Genomic DNA, 16062 nt, shown 5'->3' on the forward strand with positions numbered 1-16062 from the left:
CCTTATACGCCAAGTGAACGCGGAACTAATGAACGCCAAAACGGCATGGTACGACGCTTTATCCCAAAGGGGACCGATATTGCTTGCCTCACGCCGGACACAATTCAACAGGTAGAGGACTGGATGAATAACCTCCCCAGGAAAATCCTCGGATACGATACACCCAAAGAGCGTTTCGATTCATATGTTGCTCAATTCGCTGCCTCGTAACTTTTTCCCTACTTGTCCCACTTGCTATTGCAATTTAGGGTCAAATTTTGTGAGATATTCTAATTCCATGCTTCCTCCTCAAATTCCAATTGCAAACCAGAGGATATCTCCATTAGGTGATGTGTTGGCAAACAATTCCGCATATTGTGGTCCATAGCTCTGTACTGCGCTATTGGTTATATTTTGATCACTCATAATAGTACTTGAAAAATTAATATGAAATATTTTATTAAAAGCTATGGGATATGTCACCCTATGCGAGCCATAGCCGTTTTTAATAACTCCCCACTGCAAAATAAACCCATTGGCGAACTTAACCCATCCGTTCTGCGCAACATTCCCAGTCACAGACGTAGCGCGTATTTGATCCAGAATCCATTGAAGTGACTGTCCACCAAGAGCATTCGCATTAGATGCACTATCTGCATGTCCATGGAAGCCTTGTGCCCATACATGTCCCGGAAACGTAGAATTGCCATTCCCATCAAGCAGCGTAAGCGTTCGAATAAGATTTTGAAACACTCCACTATATTGCCGCACATAGATCGGCTCATTGCCATCATCACAGGTCGCAATTTCGGCATAGCCGCCGTTATTATCACCGCCGACACCTATGCGGAAATAATCATTCATTGCCATACAGGCTTTTACAAGCTCTTTGAAGCCATTCCGATCGGACATATCCTCAGCACGTTGCGCGACATCTGTTGTTGTGTTAATCGTGACATCTCCGGACCCATCAAAATAAGTTTCTCCACGTGTGCTTCCTATGAGGCGGATCACACGTGCATTGTTCAGTTTGCTCGCTGTTCCGGCATTGCCCGTGCAAGAATCCGCCTCTACGTTCGTAACATCGAGGATAATATCCTGTGTCCCATCGAATCCGATCCCCGCCGCCTTAATCTTCCCATCAAGCGTAATTGTCCGCGCACTTAAGAGTTTCCCTGCGACATTCGCAGAGTCTACCATACCTGACAGGGCGATTATGATGCGATCATTCGCTGCATCGGGCGTTAGGGTGATATTATTGCCCGCCGCAAGCATCAACGTGTCGGTCTTGTTGTCCGCCTGAATCACTGTGCCGTTGACATTGATATTAGAAAAGGCATTTTGGTTGACCTCTGCACCTGTATTAACGCTGTCGAGCTTCGCTTTGTCAGCGTTGCTCATCAACCCGTTGCTGCTCGGTGTTACTATCGGATGTGTGTGTCCTGTCAAGGAAAAAGCCTCGGCAGGCTTCCCCTCAAGTAGCGCAGCATTGAGGTTTTGGTTCAGTGTGCCATTATTAACGGCAACATTACCGATGGCATTTCCCGGTTCGAGCCCCTTGAGCAGTCCAGCATTTACCAATTCGTCATGAATGAGCGCCCTCAACTGTTCGCGCATCTCAGGTGGGAAATCTGCCAGATAGCCTTGATCCTCTGGTTTATTCACATCAAATGCCATATTATCGCCTCCTTAATATCCCTTAATTCGGATGTCCACATTACCACCAACATCGTTGTTATCATGATCTTTAACCTTGATCATACAATCCGTCTGCGTCTTGCTGATAAGCTCCGCATGCAATCCCTCACCAACGGCTGCGGGGATGACAACAGGAACGCTATAATAAGTATGCCCATATGAGATTTGACTGCCGCCCCTCACGATGAGTACAGTCATTGAAATATCCGTGTCCGGCACGTCAATCTGTACAATAAAGCGATTGACCTCAGGCGAACCCGTACCATCACCATTCATCAAGATGCGAAACTGCACGTAACGGAACGTAAATTGAAGCGGTTTGAAGATATTCCAGTCAATCCAAGTCACTCCATCCTGACTTGTCCGCACCTCGAGAGAGATGTGACCGTTGTCCCGAAGAACTGACGTGTTATTGAATGTTGTCGTGATATTGGCAGTAATTACGCTTCCGATGTCGATCATCTTACAAGTATAGACGCCGTTTTCCGCATAGTGTGTCTCGCTCTTTTTGAGTCGAAGGATACGCCTGCCGCCCACGTCTACAAATTTCACCTTTGGATAGTCGGAAAACCGTCCGCCGATGGTCTGCCAACTGATCTCAGACTCGGCAAATTCAGTGTTTTCATGCATCCCATCCGCTACTTCAAATTCGTCATAGGAATGGATGATATTTTTCGGCATAAGTTCGGTCACAGTGATCACAACACCTGCCGCAAGCACACTATAATGCCCAGCCTTATTGATTGCCTTGACCATATAGCGATAGGGGCGGCAGGTATCAATCTCGACTTTGTGGCTCGGTGTCAGTACACTGATCGCAACAATCTGACCATTTTCCCATGATATACCCTCGCGTATTTCATAGCCTGCAACATCTTTTTCCTCGGGCGTGTCCCAATAGAGTTCAATGCTATCGCCATTTTGGAACGCCTTGAGATTTTGAATGTCAGCAGGTTCGATTTTCGCCTGATAAGAAATAGAAGTCTCACCCGAATAGTACCCCGCAGCATTGAGTGTCTTAATCATAACGCGCACACTTTGGGATTTGTGCATTTTATAGGACGCATAGAGTTCACCCGTGATCGGCAACGCCTCCGAGGTTTCCCATTTGTCACCGATCCGCACCTCATATCCTTTGAGATCGCCGTCGAGAACACGGCTCCATTGAAGCATGAGGTGTGAGCGGTCATCTTCTGCCTGTCTGCACTGGAGATCGTGCACCGGCGAGGGACGGAGAGAAAAGACGGAGGAGATACTTGTCGCGTATTGCGATTCATGCCCTGCGATTGTGACCGCCTTGATCATCCACGATATCAGGCGTTCCTCATCAATCTTTATGTCATAATAGACACCTGACACACGCGGTGCGATGATGTTGCCACTCTCCCATGTGTCGCCCTCCTTAATGATATAGTAGGCGGTATCAGCGTCTGAAACCGTATCCCACGAGAGCCGAACAATGGATTTATCCGTTCCGGACTGCACTGCACGAAAGCCCGTTACATCAAGCGGCTCTATGGAGATTGTGATAGAGACGTTGGTGATCGCAGAAACTTGCCCCGCAATCGTCACTGTCTGCACCATGATGTTATACGTGCCAGATGCAGGTACGCTCCACGCATGCATTGTTTCTTTCGTCGCCGTGATGAGCGTGCCTGTCTCCCAGTCATCACCATATTTGATGATGTAGCGCGCAATATCCTCACCCGGCGATGGGGTAAAGGAAATGACAGCCTTACTGCGATCCTGTTTGCTCTGTACTGCGCTCAGATCTGTCACAGCGTCGGGAACAACGCGGATCAGCTCCGTCACATATGTGTCATTAACAGAATAGTTACCGCTGTTGTCGAGGGACTTCATACGGTAAGTATACGCGCCGTTGGCTTTTACGATATGGCTGAACTCGTTGCGAAATACAGGATCCCCGTTGAGTTTCCGAGCCGCATCCCAACTCAGATTGCCAAACCGAATCTCATAGCCGCGCAGATCGGGCACGTCTGATAAAGACAGCTCGTTCCACGAAAGAAAAATTTCCTCGCGGTTATATGGATTCTGACGAAGGCGCAACCCTGTCACGTCCGGTGGCGGCGCACTCTTGCCAACGAGTGTAATCACATCACTCACAGTACCCGACGACTCTACGCCATATCGCGTGACCGTTGTCACCTTGACACGGACGTGCTGCGCCTGTGGCAAGGCCTTAATGCGATAGTCACTGTCCGCCGCTGCGCCCGCAAATTTCCAGACCCCGCTCTTGTTGAGTTCATAATAGACGTTATAACCGCTGACAAGCCCCTTTAAACCGCCTTTAAAGGCGACAAGAACATCCGACAGAACCGTGCCATCGCGTAGGCGATAGGTGTCCTCATCCAGCGTAATATTCGTAACTTCCTGCGGCATGAGGCAATTCAGCGTATGTTCGTATACTGCAACATCCGCAAGAGATTCTTCCCCCGTCCCGTAGATGTTGAATGACGTGAATTTCAAATAGATCTTCTTCCCAAGATCATCAGTCGCATAGGGATATTTGAAGACTGCCGCATCCAAACGGACAAACGCGCTGCCCATCGGGTGCATCTTGATCTCTGAGCCATATCCACCACGTTGCAACGGAGAAAGTTCATATTCGCGCGCAGCCATGAGTTTCGCGCGACGATAGGCAATGATCTCACCATCCACATAGCATGCCGTTCGATATGACACCGCGTCATCGCGTGTTCCTGAGAGCAGCTCATCACCGGAGGAAAGCCGCACATGCAGGGCGTTTTTATCATCTGCAGCGCTTCCGATCGGCAATTCACCTATGAGTTCACCGCGCCGTGCAGGGCTGTCGATCTTTCCGATGCTCTTATAGGTGCTGCCGTCCGTGCTTGCCCAGACCGTACACCCGCCCCAATTCGGTGATTCTCCGTTTGTTGCGATCCACGTTTCAAATCCTGTGTCCGTCATCTCCGGAGGCGGATTGAAAATAACAGGGCGCACAACACTTCCGGGGCTGACGTTGTAATCCATCTTGGGGCGCTGCGCAGCCTGCGTCGTATAAATGGTCGGGCTGTTGATTCCATCCGGGCAGTCCTCCGCCGTGATTTTAAGATTGAGTTCCTCGTCCTCCTCGATCGTGAGGATACGCACAGGATGACGATCCAGCCCCAGAATCTCATCCGTGAGTGTCACCACGTCCATCGGGTCGAGGAGACAGTGCCGCCACGAAAGCGTAAATTCATATTGCGCCGCAATGTAGAGCTTGCGCTGAAGGATTGCCTGTGCCGCAAACGTCGCAACATCCGGCTCCGTGATAAAGTGCATCTCAATGCTGTCTGCCGTGCGGATGCCGCGCTGACTGATGTCGGCGTCGTCCGTCGCCTTGATCGGCTCGACGTTGTAATCATTATTCCGGTTGAGGATTTCGACGGGCTGCACGTTGTAGCGATCAGTTGTCAGATTCGGACGGATCGTGATCGGTGTCTCACCCTCGGTATAGACAAGATCATCGTGTGTAATATCATAGAGCGGTGCTTTCGGCGGCGTATAGGTCACACCGTTTGTCGTTTGCTGCGTCAATCCGTACGGAACAAATTTAAGTTTTCCCTGACTCCATACAGGAGCGGCATTGGCAGCTTCCAGAAGGGCGGCGATGAGTTCGTGCGCTTCCTTCTGACTGTCATAGGCGGGCGAGAAATAGATGCCGTTGACCGTACAATAATGCTCGAATTGCGACGTATCCGCGAGATACCGTGCAGGGAAGCCGACCCCGATCTGCGTGTCCGAGAGGATGCCGCGAATAATGGAGATCGGCGCAGCGTCCTCCTTGCCCGGGGCAATGTCCCGACCTGCCACCTCGTAGTTAAATGACGGAACCGTCGCCGATGACAAGAGCTCGAGGTTCGGACTTGCAATATAGCACGTCTCCGGATAACCGAGGGCGCGCTCCGGATGTTTGCCGACCATCCACGGCCACGGAGCTTGCCCGGCTGTACCTGTATAGACACTCATGCGAAGGTCTTCGAGTTTTGTGTGCACCTCCTTATTCTTCCAAACACGCTTAACACCTTCGACAGGCCCCTCGCAGAGTGCAAAGATCGCAGCAACCTCATAGGTGTACGTCGTATGGGACGAGGTAACGCCTCCACCGCCGCCCTTGCCCCCGCTGCGTGTTGTTGTCGTATGCGGAATCGCGGTAAAGTCGATATAGTCAATCATATTGCCCGCAACGCGCGCCGTGCCGAATACCACGGGTATCGCAATACCATAGGTGCTCTGCGAGATCGCAAGACTGCCGATCCGCGTGTCTGCCGTGCTGACTGTCCCGCCGCCTCCACCTAATATCGCGCCCATGATTTACCTCCAGTAACTATAGATTCCACTCTGCCGCTTCTGCATATCCGCGTCATTGCCGTCTGCAAGGACGACACCAAGCCCTAGATAGGCGTGGATCATGCGCGGCCAATCGACAACCAGCGCCCCGTGACTGATGCAGCGTCCATAGCGGTAGACAACGATATCCCCGGGAAGCGGTATCTCACGCTCGACTTTGTGACAGTAGCGTGTCACCCATCCGAGATAGCGCTCCGCGCTCCGATGCAGATGCCAGTCCATCGGATAGTATTCAACCTCGGTATCCGGAATAAGCCCGACATTGATAAACGTCTGCAAGATGAGCATCCCGCAGTCCGTGCCGCCGCCCTTCACTCGCCCCGCGTGATGATACGGCGTTCCGAGCCACGTCAGAGCCTCGTCGACCACCTGCGCGCGTTCACACGTTTCTTTTTCGTTCATCTTACCCCTCCTCTAATATGCTGTCTCGGGTACGGGGATGAACGGATAGCCCCGAAAATGTGCGAGATTATCAAAACGCAGCTTGCAGCAGTTCATACTTTTGTCACAAGCGGGCAAAACACTGAACGTATCTCCTATGTCAGGAAGATAGTAGAATGGCATAACTACCGTAATCGCGCCTCCCTCGTTCGTACGGATCGTCCGCATAACGCCCGCATTGCGCCCGGAGGTAAATATAATGTGCCCTTGCGCAAGATAGGCGTTTGCAAGCGAAAGATTCGTTTCTATGACGCTGCGCGTTCCGCCCGTCGCTGTGCCCCGCTGCCGGAATTTTTTCAGATCGACCCCGCAACTCATATCTCCGAGGGTGTAGATACAGGGCGGATAATAAAGATGCGTTGGAAATTTGACGTTGAGCAGTTCTGTCATGGATGCTACCGTAGCCTCGATCGTAATGCCGCCCGCACGCTCGATATTCAGTCTGCCGAGCCACCAGAGCAGTGCATAATCAGGGTCAATGCGTCCCGTGAACACGGTGAACGGCTGTGGAGAAAAGAGCCGATGCAGCTCTACCTCAGCGTCTGCAAAGCGTCCTGCCGCAACGCCCTGCATGATGGTCGTTTCACGGTCAAGGCGTTGCGCCGCATCCACAGTGATCGTCAGGTGCATTTCGTCGACGGTGATATCATTGGTCTGCGTCGTACCGTCACGCTCAATCGCAAGCGGCGTATAGCGGTCGTCTCCGACCGTGAGCACGATGTCCGCTGAAGTATACCGCAGCGCAGTTCCGTCTGTCAGCGTGATTTTATAGAGATCGGCGATGTAGAGCGTCTGCGATTCAATCAGCAGACGTTTCAGTCGCTCACTCGCTTCTTTCATGACGCAAACACCTTCCTTGATGTGACAAATTCGACCGACCGCGCCGACCAGAGCTTAAAGGCAAAGTTCTGAAATTCAAGGGATGATTCCTTAAAGCGGCAGCGGTAGTAGAAATCTCCCGACCATGTGAGGCGTTTTCCCGCTGCGGGTGCTTCAGTGAATGAAACTATCCCACCGTGTATCGCATAGCCACTGTCCAGCAGTATGTCCCCGGCATAGATCGTCTCGCTTGCCGTGTCATAGAGCGGCTCGATAAAACCGCCGATATTATGACAGAGTTCAAAGTGCGTCGTTCTCCCATCTCCTACACCAAAGGTTTGACGGCTGACCTTATGATCGCTCGGATCGCGATAGAGGAAATCGACCGCATTGCCGCGACAGGTAAGGAAGAATCCAAGGAGCTTTTGCAACTCCCCTTTTGTTCCTGCACTCAGGCAGTCATAGGATAGTGAGAAATGCCAGCGCGGATACGCTGAGAGTGAGGCAGCAATGTCAACGCCGGACGGGCTGACCTTTGAGATCGTGAAGAACTCAGGCGTTTTCGTAACATCCCACGAAAGTCCGCGCAGTTCCGGAAACACGCTGATCGCCACAAGTATCACCCTTTCAAATTGCCCCGATTGAATTTCCGATACTCGCCATTGAGCACCTTCACCATGTATTTCGCATTCTCGCGCATCTCACGCCGCACGTCGGCGTCCGTGCGCCCCGTATGCACGGCGCTGTAAGACAAATTGATCTGCGGCGCCTGCCGCGTACCGCCGCTCGAAAGGAGGCTGCGCACGCCGTCCGCCTGTCCGCCCGAGGCGGGGACGATCATCTCATCCTTGTGCACCATCGCAAGGGTATCTGCCGGGAGACGCCACGAGCCAACATCAAATGACGGAATCCCGGTGAGGCGCGGCGTCTTGTAGTAACTGTCAGGATTGCGCCCAAGATTGATGCCCGGCCCAGTGCTCTCCGTCTTCGACGATTTCCCTCCGCCGAACAATCCGGTAAGCGCCGAGAGAACAAGCATAATCGGGAGCATTTGCAGCATCGCCGTAATGCTCGCTTGTATCGATGCGACGGATGCTTGACCCGCCGCTGCCGAGGATGCCACGATCGTCTCATCCTTTGAGGTCTCCATCGCTATTTGCGTTGTTGCTTTCTCGGTTGTTGCCGCGACCTGCTGCGCGCCGCTCATCTGCTCGACAGCCGTGCGCTGCATTGCACCTGCCTGCGCTGCAGCCGTCCGCGCTGTCTGCGTTGCCTGTTCGGCTGCAATCGCCGTCATATCCGGTTTTGATTTCTGCTGGAGGACTTTCGCGAACGCTTTTTGTACAATGTTTCCGGAGATCTGATTCGTGATCTGCTTGAGGATGCTCGACAAGGTAGAGGAGATCAGGGAACGGATGCCTTCAAGCACGCTTTTCGATCCCTTCGCTACATCCTGCATAATCGCAGACATTTCGTCGGCAAGCGTGTCGCGCACGCCTTTGATAATGCCGATCTCTTTTTCTTTCTGCTTTTGCTGGATGCTGATGAGCTTTTCTGCATGCTGTGCATAAAGCTCTTCCAGCGACTTGAGTGCTGCAATCGTCCCCTCTTCGTTTTTGGAGTTCAGCAGCATCTCATTGAGATAGATTTCTTTATCGAGCTCCGTCCGCGCATTCGCATATCCTTCATATGCGTCTGTCATCTTCCCGATGTCGATTGCGCTGTCTGTCAGCTCTTTTTTTGCCGCCTTGCGCTGGATATTGTAGCGCCGATCCTCAAACTCTCTCTGCTTCGCGAGGAGCGCATCCTGCGTAATACCGCCCGCATTGTAGAGCCCCTCAAGACGCTTTTCTTCAAGTGTGATAGAATCAAGAGTTTGCATACGCTGATATTCGAGGAGCTTATTCTGGATCGTCAGCTCATAATCAGCAAGCTGCTTTTCTGCGTTGAGCACTTCCGTGAGAGAGGACTTATACCAGCTCGTCGCTTCAATCTTCGCTTTGTATGCGTCAATCTGATGCTCTTTCTCATCGTCTGTAAGGCGGGCAGCCTCCATAAGGGCCTTTGCCCGGAATTCAACCTCTGCATTAAGGTTCGCCCGCTTCATTGCGGCGAGTTCGGATTGATAAGTCTGTTCGCTTACCTTCCCGCGAATATGCGCGTTTTCAAGATCAATCTCTCGCTCTTTAAGCTTCTCAACAAAGACTTCTTTCTCGAGAGCGTAAAGCCCGATCTTGTAATCCATCGCTTCTTGCTCGGATTTCGCGACGTTTTCGAGATATTGTTTGTAGAGTGCCTCCTTTTCGGCCGCCGTGTACTCTGCAAGCTGTAGCTGCTGTTCATACAGCTTTTTTGCGGCTTCATAGGCGCTGGAACTTTCGCCGCCACCGTCGTCCTTTCCGCCGCCGTCCTTTCCGCCGCCTCCGCCACCGCCGTCAAAGCCAGCTTCATCGCCGGCGTCGATCGGCAGGTCTTCGCCGCCAAACCCCATTGCGCTTTTGAGGCCTGACCAGAGGGACGAGCCTGCCGCTTTTGCAAAATTGAGTGCCCCCGACGGATCGGATGCCGCACCATAAATCGCTTGCCCAAGGCCTTGAATGCCATCCCAGAACCCAATACCGATATCTTTGATGCCTTGCATCATCCCTTTTGCGGCTTCGGCAGCACCGGAAAAATCGCCAACGAGCGCATTGCCAATCGTCAGTGCAAGGCTTGTAAAAATCTGCCCGATGCCGGAGCAAATCTGTCCGACGCCATCCGCAAAGTTATTAAGTCCATAGATCAGCCCATCACAAGTGCCCGCCGTCGCCTCTTTGATATCTGTGAATCCACTCGCCCATACGGCGGCAAGAGCCACAACAACCGCAATACCCGCCGTCGCCGTTGCGTAAAAACTGAGCAGGGCGACACGTCCAACCGCCAGCACCGACCGCATTGTAATAAGCGACCCGCAATAAGAGAGGATAGCGCGCACACCGCCGAGAGAGAAGGCGAGAGACGCTGCAACGACCGTGCTCCGCATCGCCACAAGAGCGGCGCGCGCGCCAGCCATCGCCCCCGTCATCTTCCCGTGAACCGCAGTAAAGAGTTGGCCGGAGAGAACATACTTGCCGAGCCCGATCGTGCCTGCGGTAAGCCCTACAACAAGGCTCCTGATTCCGTTGGTGCAGAGTGCAACAACATTTGGCATAGAGGTCATCATAACGCCGACACGCGCAAACGGTCCGCCGAATGCGGCGATTGCCGCAGCGGCAGCGCCCCACCCGAGCGTTAATGCCGCGACGGCAGCCGTCAGGCTTGTCGCGGTAATAATAGCGTTGCGTGTTTCCGGGTCGATCCTGTTAAAGGTCTGCAAAAGGTTTGTAATCGCCTTTGAAAAACTTGTTAAAACAGGGAGCACGCTGTTGCCGATCTGAATCTGCAAAGACTTGAGCGTTGCGTCCCACTGTCTTTGTGCGGCAATATATGACTTGAGCGCGGAGACGTTTCCAAAGACAAGGCCTAGGTCTTTTGCCTTTTGCCCCATCTTTTCAAGCCCTTCGCGGCCTTGATTCAGCATCGGGATCATGGCGCGCCCTTCACGTCCGAATACACTCATTGCAAGAGCAGTCTTCTGGACGCCATCCGGCATAGACTTAAAACGATCCGCAACCATGCCGATGATATCATTCGTCGGCAGGAGCTGACCATTCGCATCATGCACGTCAATCCCGAAATGATTGAAGATGTTTCCGGCATTATCCGTATCTCGCTCGAGGTTTGCCAGCGAACGGGACAGGAAGCCGATATTTTTCGTGAGGTCAGCCGTACTCAGGCCGACCTGACTTGCTGCAAACGCAAGTTCTGAAGATGCGGCAATGCTCATGCCGCTGGTGCGAGAAAGTCCTGCAAGCGCCTTTTGGTATTCGATCGCCGCGTGAGTCGATGTTCCAAAGACGCCCACGATCGCAATTCCTGCCGCGCCGATTGTATTCTTCATGGAGGCAACAGAGGATCGGATGCTGCCCATTGCGCTCGCAATGGATGACCGTACGCCGTTCATGCCGCTGCGCGCACTCTGCTGCATGTTCTGCATCGCTGTACGCATCTGCTGCGCCATACCGGAGGCGCTCGATTTCATTTGCGCGGCGCCGTTATTAAGCGCCTGCTGCGCCGTATTAATGCCGGATACAAAACCATCCGGCGACGCCGTAATCTTTACGTCAATCTGATCATCTGCTGCCATACTCTCACCTCCTATGCGAGGTCAAAATCTCGGCGGAGCATCTCCGCTGCGCCGGATTGTGCCTGTATATCGTAATAACTTTCGTCGTAGTAGGTTCCTATCTGCTCATTGCCCGCCGCGGGCTGCGCCTCATCCGACGTGAGTTTCATGCCGAGGTATTCGCAAATCGCCGCCAGACAAACATGCGCGGGCGGCGATTTTCTCCATACCTGTTTGAGTGCTTTGTAGCGTTTGAGCGTCATGCTGTGCCGGATATGGTCGATTGTCCACCCCGTTGCGCAAGCGATTTCTGCATAGATCGCTTGAAAATCTATGCGCTCGCTGCGGGCACCGCTTCCCCCGAGCCGGGCGCTCCCTGCTCAAAACCGCTTTCCGCAAGGATGTACTGAAAGAGCTTCACTCCCGTGCGGAGATCAATCATATTCTTGAACTCCGCCTCTGTAACCTCCGGATAGTTGCGGCTGAAGGCAAGGTATAGGAACCGGGAGATTTTACAGATCATCTTCATACTGTCTTCCTCGGAGAGCTTCTGGATCTCCTCGATTTCTCCCATGTTCTCCTCAAGCTGTGCAAGACTCAACCCCGGGAAAATATATTTCTCCCCACGAATCGTAACCTCAACGCCCTCATAGTATGCCTGTTTACTCATTTGCTAAATCCTCCTTACTCGAGCATGCTCAACTCGCCAACACGGTTCGCATCGTCAGCCATCGCCGCGAAGTCAAACTCAGGAATGGAGAAATCCTCGAGTTTCGTCGAGATCAGTGAGAGCTTCGAGGATGTACAGGCATTGAGGATCAGCGTGATCTGCTTACCGCTGAAGCGACCGTTGAAGATTGACTTGAAAGTCGGTGCCTCACCCATGAGCTGATTGTTGATCGTGATACGGCTGCCGTTCTTTTTATCCTGATAGAGATACGAGACATACACGATCTTTTCTTTCAGCGCTGCGTTAAACGTGTATTTCCCAGTCTTCTCATCCAGTGCATACTCGTCTTCGCCCGGCGTATCCTTCACGCGCGTCAGTGTCTTGCCTGCATAGTTCATAACACCGAGATTTTCAAGGAACGACGTATTCGCCTCAAACGCCGGCGTCACTGTGAAGTTGGTCTTATCGACGGTGAACTCCTTGTTGAAGATCGCAAGTGTCTGACCGGGCTGAACCTCCTCATTGAAATACAGATCGTTGTACGTATCTGCGTTGATCTTCGCGAACTTCGCCTTACAGATAACCTTCTGCTGTCCACGTGCGGCAGCCTCTGCGAATTGATACTGTCCGAACAGTTCTTTGTTCGAACCGGAAAATTCGACGCTGACTTCCTGCATCGTCCCCAGAATGCGCGGCGTTGCAATCTCCTTTTTGGGGATCGCAATCATCATGCCTGCCCCAAAATTGTATTGTGCCATTGTATATACCTCCTCAATCTACCGCCAGTATCACGAGCGGGATAATCGCAACCGACTGAGCGCCAAGAACGCCCGCGTCGGTTTCGATTTTCCCCTCAATCCGGCAGTCCATGACAAGCCCGTTAAGAGTCTGCTCTGTTTCACCGAGTTCACGGCGCGGCCGGAGCGCATCCGCGATCTTATCAACAACATGATTCATCTCGGTCGCCGTAACCGCATCCTCGTCGCCGCCCGTGTTCACATAGACGTATACATCCATTCTGAGCGTCCAGACGGCGCGCAGGCGGTCGAGCTGTTCGCCGTTCTGCGCAAGGAATACGGCGGGCTGCTGTATTTCCGGAACATCGCTCCAGTGCTTCAACCTCCGGCTCCATGTGATCACATCATTGCCAACGCGATCGTGCAGCCAGTCAAATACACCGCCGTAAACGACCTCGCGGTTCATTGGATCGCCTCCTTTACGGCATTGTCGAGCTCTGCCATAATCTCAGTCCTCTGATCATCAAGCGCCGAACGAAGAAATGAGTGTTCCGGATAATCAACATGCCGCGCATGTGCGCTGATCACAATCCTCTTTGGTGTTTTGAGCATCTTGCCAAACGCCATCTTGATTGTCCGCATATGCTCGCGGACATTCTGTGTGCCCGAAAATCCGTATTCGTGAAACGCTGCATACTCGACGTTTGTGCCGACGCGTCCAACAATACCGCTGCCGTCGCGTGAAACTTCCTGATGGATGCTGCCGCGCAAATTATTGGTGCGCACCTTCAAGACTTGTCCCGAAAGCTTGTTACGCACAACATGCGCCTGCAAGCGGATTGTGATGCGTCCCATACTATCAACGAGTTTTCCGTCAATCGTGCCGGATGCGCGCTGAAACTTTGCACGGAGTTCGTCATCACCGACAATAACAGCCTCAATACTCACGGCGTCACCCTCTTATATTGCTGCACAACCGCGCGGCCGAAGTCGCTCAGGTCTTTTTGCGAGTATGCGACGGTCTGTCCGCCAACGTCTTTCGAGACCTCGCCGATGCGGCTTTTTTCTTTGTACCGCAGCGCGGCGAGTTCGCAGCATGCGAACCGCACATCATCCGGGACATCCAGATACCCCTTCGTGTGCTCATAGTCATGCTCCAATCCTTCACGGCGATTCATCTGAGCGAGCAGGAAGCTTGATGCGGCGCGGATCAGCATCATCAGCAGCGCGTCATCCTTATTGCTTCCTGTCGTTATGCCAATGTAGTCTTTGAGCTCATCCAGCGTAATGAGCTCATGCTTTGCCATCGCCGTTATCCTTATTCTTGCCGCCGGACTTCCCGGCTTCGCCGCCGCTTTTCTTTCCTTCGCCATCGGCGGTTTTGTCATCCTGTGCGTTGTCTGCACCGGTGGAGTTGCCGGATCCGTCGTTGTCCGTATTGCCTGCGTCGGATTTATTATCTTCGGGATCCTCGGTCAAGGAGGCAACCTCTTCTGCTGTTGGGGGTTCAAGTCCGAACAAATTCGCTTCCGGCAGTGTGATCGGCGCATCGATGAACCCGTTCTCCGCCGAATAGACCGCACCGCCGACAACGATTTCTGTCACATCATTTGCTTTCAGCAGCATGTTTTACACCTCCTCACGCATCCGCAATGTTCGTAATAACGCCAAACGCAAACGGCGCGTAAAGGGCAAACGCCTCCGTCGCATAGACGCCGTACTCATATTTGCGGGTTTTGCGCGGCCACTCCGTCTGGAAGTAGTCCTGCTGACAGCGCACCTCGGCAATATTGGCGACATTGCTCACAGGGTAGGGCATAGTCGTCGAGCGGAACAGGATCGTCCCGGCGGGCATATTCGGATGCAGAACGATACGGACAAGCGTGCCGCCGCTCATCGTGTACTTGTTGAGGTACGAGCCGACGGCCGTGCCTGCCGAGAGCGTTGCCGCCTGCGTAGTGCTTGCGTCAAAGTTAAAGCGGATCAGATTGCTTCCACCGTTTTCGAGCACCTTCTGCGTGATGTTCTGGAGCTCCTGCGCGCTGACGTAAATCTCGTCCGGCGAGGCCTTGTACTTATCCCAGAACCAACGAAACGCCTCGTCGATCTCGACAATCCCTGCCGCTTTGTCTGCCGTGAGCCCCGCAGCGGTCGGCATGGTCTTGAAGTATCCGCCGTTCTGAATGGTCTGCGTCAGGTAGCCGTCAATGATGAGGTCATTCGCCGACCAATCCTCCGCAGGAAGGTCTTTCGCCTGCTGTGTTCCTTCGGCGTTTGCCGTGATCGTAACACTGCTCGTCGTTGTGATCGCGCCAAGCTTCTCCGCGTTCTCCGCGCCCCAGAACCACGCATAAGCAAAGGCGCCCTTCGTCGGGGCAACAACGGCCGTGATGCTGTTTGTCGTACCCGCGCCGGTTGTTACATTCGCCGCATCGGACTTCTGTGCAGCACCGCCGCCGTAAACATCCTTCGAGCCGTCTGCATTTTCACGTGTCACCTTCGCTTTGACGCCCGTCATCACATTCGCTGCATGATAGCCCTCGAACGTGAGTGCGGCGCAGATGACAGAGATCTTTGTCGACGCCGCAAGGCTTCCGCCCGTAGTCTTTGCCGCAAGCGTCGGCGTCTTCGTCTTGCCGAGCTTCATAGAGCAGTTGCCGCCGAGCAGCACCTTCTCCTCGCCGATGATAACCGCCTCAAGCAGGTTCTTCGTGCAGATCGCACGGAGATTGTCAAAGCCTTCACCCTGCAAAACCGCTTCATCCGTTACGAAGTTTTCGAGACCGAGCGTCTTATAGAGCGCAAACGCATCCTTCGTCTCAATCGAGATTACGCCGCTGCGCTGCCCCTCAGAAACCCCCATCGAAACGCTGTCAATATTGACGCCCGTGATTGCTTTCCAATGCGTAGCATCGCCGCCGCCCCCCTTCACGCGAGGCGTGGAGTTGCGCAGCGGAGAGAGCACCGGATACATGAGGCGCGCGGCAGGCTGCAAGTCATAGTTCTTGAGTCCGTTCCCGGTCGTGAGACCGTCCGCCTTTTTGAGCGGCGTCGCGAGCGCGCCGTGCAGAGCGGCGTCCATGCGTGCCAATGTCTCTTTTGTCGTCTGATACATGCTCATGTTATTTTCCTCCATCATA

The 16062-nt window shown here is 53.2% G+C and carries 15 protein-coding genes; 1 reads left to right on the top strand and 14 read right to left on the bottom strand.

Features of this window, described 5'->3' with window-relative positions; genetic code table 11:
• A partial coding sequence (locus tag HMPREF1147_RS12325) for a transposase (RefSeq protein WP_369791747.1) occupies positions 1-210 on the top strand: 210 nt, incomplete at its 5' end.
• A gap of 78 nt (positions 211-288) precedes the next feature.
• Here the strand turns inward: HMPREF1147_RS12325 and HMPREF1147_RS11455 are convergent.
• The 14 genes from HMPREF1147_RS11455 to HMPREF1147_RS08970 form a co-directional block, all read right to left on the bottom strand.
• The gene (locus HMPREF1147_RS11455) at positions 289-1656 is read right to left on the bottom strand and encodes a hypothetical protein (RefSeq protein ID WP_009658634.1); all 1368 of its coding nucleotides are present in this window, start codon (positions 1654-1656) and stop codon (positions 289-291) included.
• Between the two features lie 12 nt (positions 1657-1668).
• The gene (locus tag HMPREF1147_RS11460) at positions 1669-6012 is read right to left on the bottom strand and encodes a phage tail protein (protein WP_009658695.1); all 4344 of its coding nucleotides are present in this window, start codon (positions 6010-6012) and stop codon (positions 1669-1671) included.
• Between the two features lie 3 nt (positions 6013-6015).
• Entirely contained in the window at positions 6016-6453 is a 438-nt protein-coding gene (locus HMPREF1147_RS08915) for a C40 family peptidase (protein ID WP_009658639.1), read from the bottom strand.
• A gap of 12 nt (positions 6454-6465) precedes the next feature.
• Entirely contained in the window at positions 6466-7332 is an 867-nt protein-coding gene (locus tag HMPREF1147_RS08920; protein WP_009658716.1) for a DUF2163 domain-containing protein, read from the bottom strand.
• Positions 7329-7925 (bottom strand): DUF2460 domain-containing protein, encoded by a 597-nt coding sequence (locus tag HMPREF1147_RS11465; protein ID WP_009658641.1) that lies wholly within the window; start codon positions 7923-7925, stop codon positions 7329-7331. The genes HMPREF1147_RS08920 and HMPREF1147_RS11465 overlap by 4 nt, the downstream gene beginning before the upstream one ends.
• 5 nt (positions 7926-7930) lie before the next feature.
• Positions 7931-11536, bottom strand: coding sequence for a hypothetical protein (locus tag HMPREF1147_RS08930; protein WP_009658701.1), 3606 nt, complete (start codon positions 11534-11536; stop codon positions 7931-7933).
• 11 nt (positions 11537-11547) lie between these two features.
• Entirely contained in the window at positions 11548-11778 is a 231-nt protein-coding gene (locus HMPREF1147_RS08935; RefSeq protein ID WP_009658658.1) for a hypothetical protein, read from the bottom strand.
• A 68-nt stretch (positions 11779-11846) separates the two neighbouring features.
• Complete coding sequence (locus HMPREF1147_RS08940) at positions 11847-12185, bottom strand: hypothetical protein (RefSeq protein WP_009658705.1); 339 nt, start codon at positions 12183-12185, stop codon at positions 11847-11849.
• Positions 12186-12199: 14 nt separating this feature from the next.
• Positions 12200-12943: a hypothetical protein gene (locus tag HMPREF1147_RS08945; RefSeq protein WP_009658655.1), complete on the bottom strand. Its 744-nt coding sequence runs from the start codon at positions 12941-12943 to the stop codon at positions 12200-12202.
• Between the two features lie 13 nt (positions 12944-12956).
• A complete protein-coding gene (locus tag HMPREF1147_RS08950; protein ID WP_009658671.1) occupies positions 12957-13388 on the bottom strand; it encodes a hypothetical protein in 432 nt (143 codons plus the stop codon).
• Positions 13385-13870 carry an HK97 gp10 family phage protein gene (locus HMPREF1147_RS08955; RefSeq protein WP_009658632.1) on the bottom strand — a complete coding sequence of 162 codons (486 nt, stop codon included), beginning with the start codon at positions 13868-13870 and terminating at the stop codon, positions 13385-13387. Before HMPREF1147_RS08955 ends, HMPREF1147_RS08950 begins: the two co-directional genes overlap by 4 nt.
• A complete protein-coding gene (locus tag HMPREF1147_RS08960; protein ID WP_009658603.1) occupies positions 13867-14229 on the bottom strand; it encodes a head-tail connector protein in 363 nt (120 codons plus the stop codon). Before HMPREF1147_RS08960 ends, HMPREF1147_RS08955 begins: the two co-directional genes overlap by 4 nt.
• Positions 14216-14548, bottom strand: coding sequence for a hypothetical protein (locus HMPREF1147_RS08965; protein WP_009658684.1), 333 nt, complete (start codon positions 14546-14548; stop codon positions 14216-14218). The genes HMPREF1147_RS08960 and HMPREF1147_RS08965 overlap by 14 nt, the downstream gene beginning before the upstream one ends.
• A gap of 13 nt (positions 14549-14561) precedes the next feature.
• The gene (locus HMPREF1147_RS08970) at positions 14562-16043 is read right to left on the bottom strand and encodes a hypothetical protein (RefSeq protein ID WP_037351371.1); all 1482 of its coding nucleotides are present in this window, start codon (positions 16041-16043) and stop codon (positions 14562-14564) included.
• Positions 16044-16062 lie beyond the last annotated feature (19 nt).

This window comes from Selenomonas sp. FOBRC9 (genome assembly GCF_000287655.1).
Classification (GTDB): Bacteria; Bacillota; Negativicutes; order Selenomonadales; family Selenomonadaceae; genus Centipeda; species Centipeda artemidis.

Bases quoted from the DNA above. Each gene is read 5' to 3' on its own strand.
- HMPREF1147_RS08950 (WP_009658671.1), bottom strand. From the start codon at position 13,388: ATGAACCGCGAGGTCGTTTACGGCGGTGTATTTGACTGGCTGCACGAT.
- HMPREF1147_RS08965 (WP_009658684.1), bottom strand. From the start codon at position 14,548: ATGCTGCTGAAAGCAAATGATGTGACAGAAATCGTTGTCGGCGGTGCG.
- HMPREF1147_RS08915 (WP_009658639.1), bottom strand. From the start codon at position 6,453: ATGAACGAAAAAGAAACGTGTGAACGCGCGCAGGTGGTCGACGAGGCT.
- HMPREF1147_RS08940 (WP_009658705.1), bottom strand. From the start codon at position 12,185: ATGAGTAAACAGGCATACTATGAGGGCGTTGAGGTTACGATTCGTGGG.
- HMPREF1147_RS08945 (WP_009658655.1), bottom strand. From the start codon at position 12,943: ATGGCACAATACAATTTTGGGGCAGGCATGATGATTGCGATCCCCAAA.
- HMPREF1147_RS08970 (WP_037351371.1), bottom strand. From the start codon at position 16,043: ATGAGCATGTATCAGACGACAAAAGAGACATTGGCACGCATGGACGCC.
- HMPREF1147_RS08935 (WP_009658658.1), bottom strand. From the start codon at position 11,778: ATGACGCTCAAACGCTACAAAGCACTCAAACAGGTATGGAGAAAATCG.
- HMPREF1147_RS08930 (WP_009658701.1), bottom strand. From the start codon at position 11,536: ATGGCAGCAGATGATCAGATTGACGTAAAGATTACGGCGTCGCCGGAT.
- HMPREF1147_RS11460 (WP_009658695.1), bottom strand. From the start codon at position 6,012: ATGGGCGCGATATTAGGTGGAGGCGGCGGGACAGTCAGCACGGCAGAC.
- HMPREF1147_RS11455 (WP_009658634.1), bottom strand. From the start codon at position 1,656: ATGGCATTTGATGTGAATAAACCAGAGGATCAAGGCTATCTGGCAGAT.
- HMPREF1147_RS08960 (WP_009658603.1), bottom strand. From the start codon at position 14,229: ATGGCAAAGCATGAGCTCATTACGCTGGATGAGCTCAAAGACTACATT.
- HMPREF1147_RS08920 (WP_009658716.1), bottom strand. From the start codon at position 7,332: ATGAAAGAAGCGAGTGAGCGACTGAAACGTCTGCTGATTGAATCGCAG.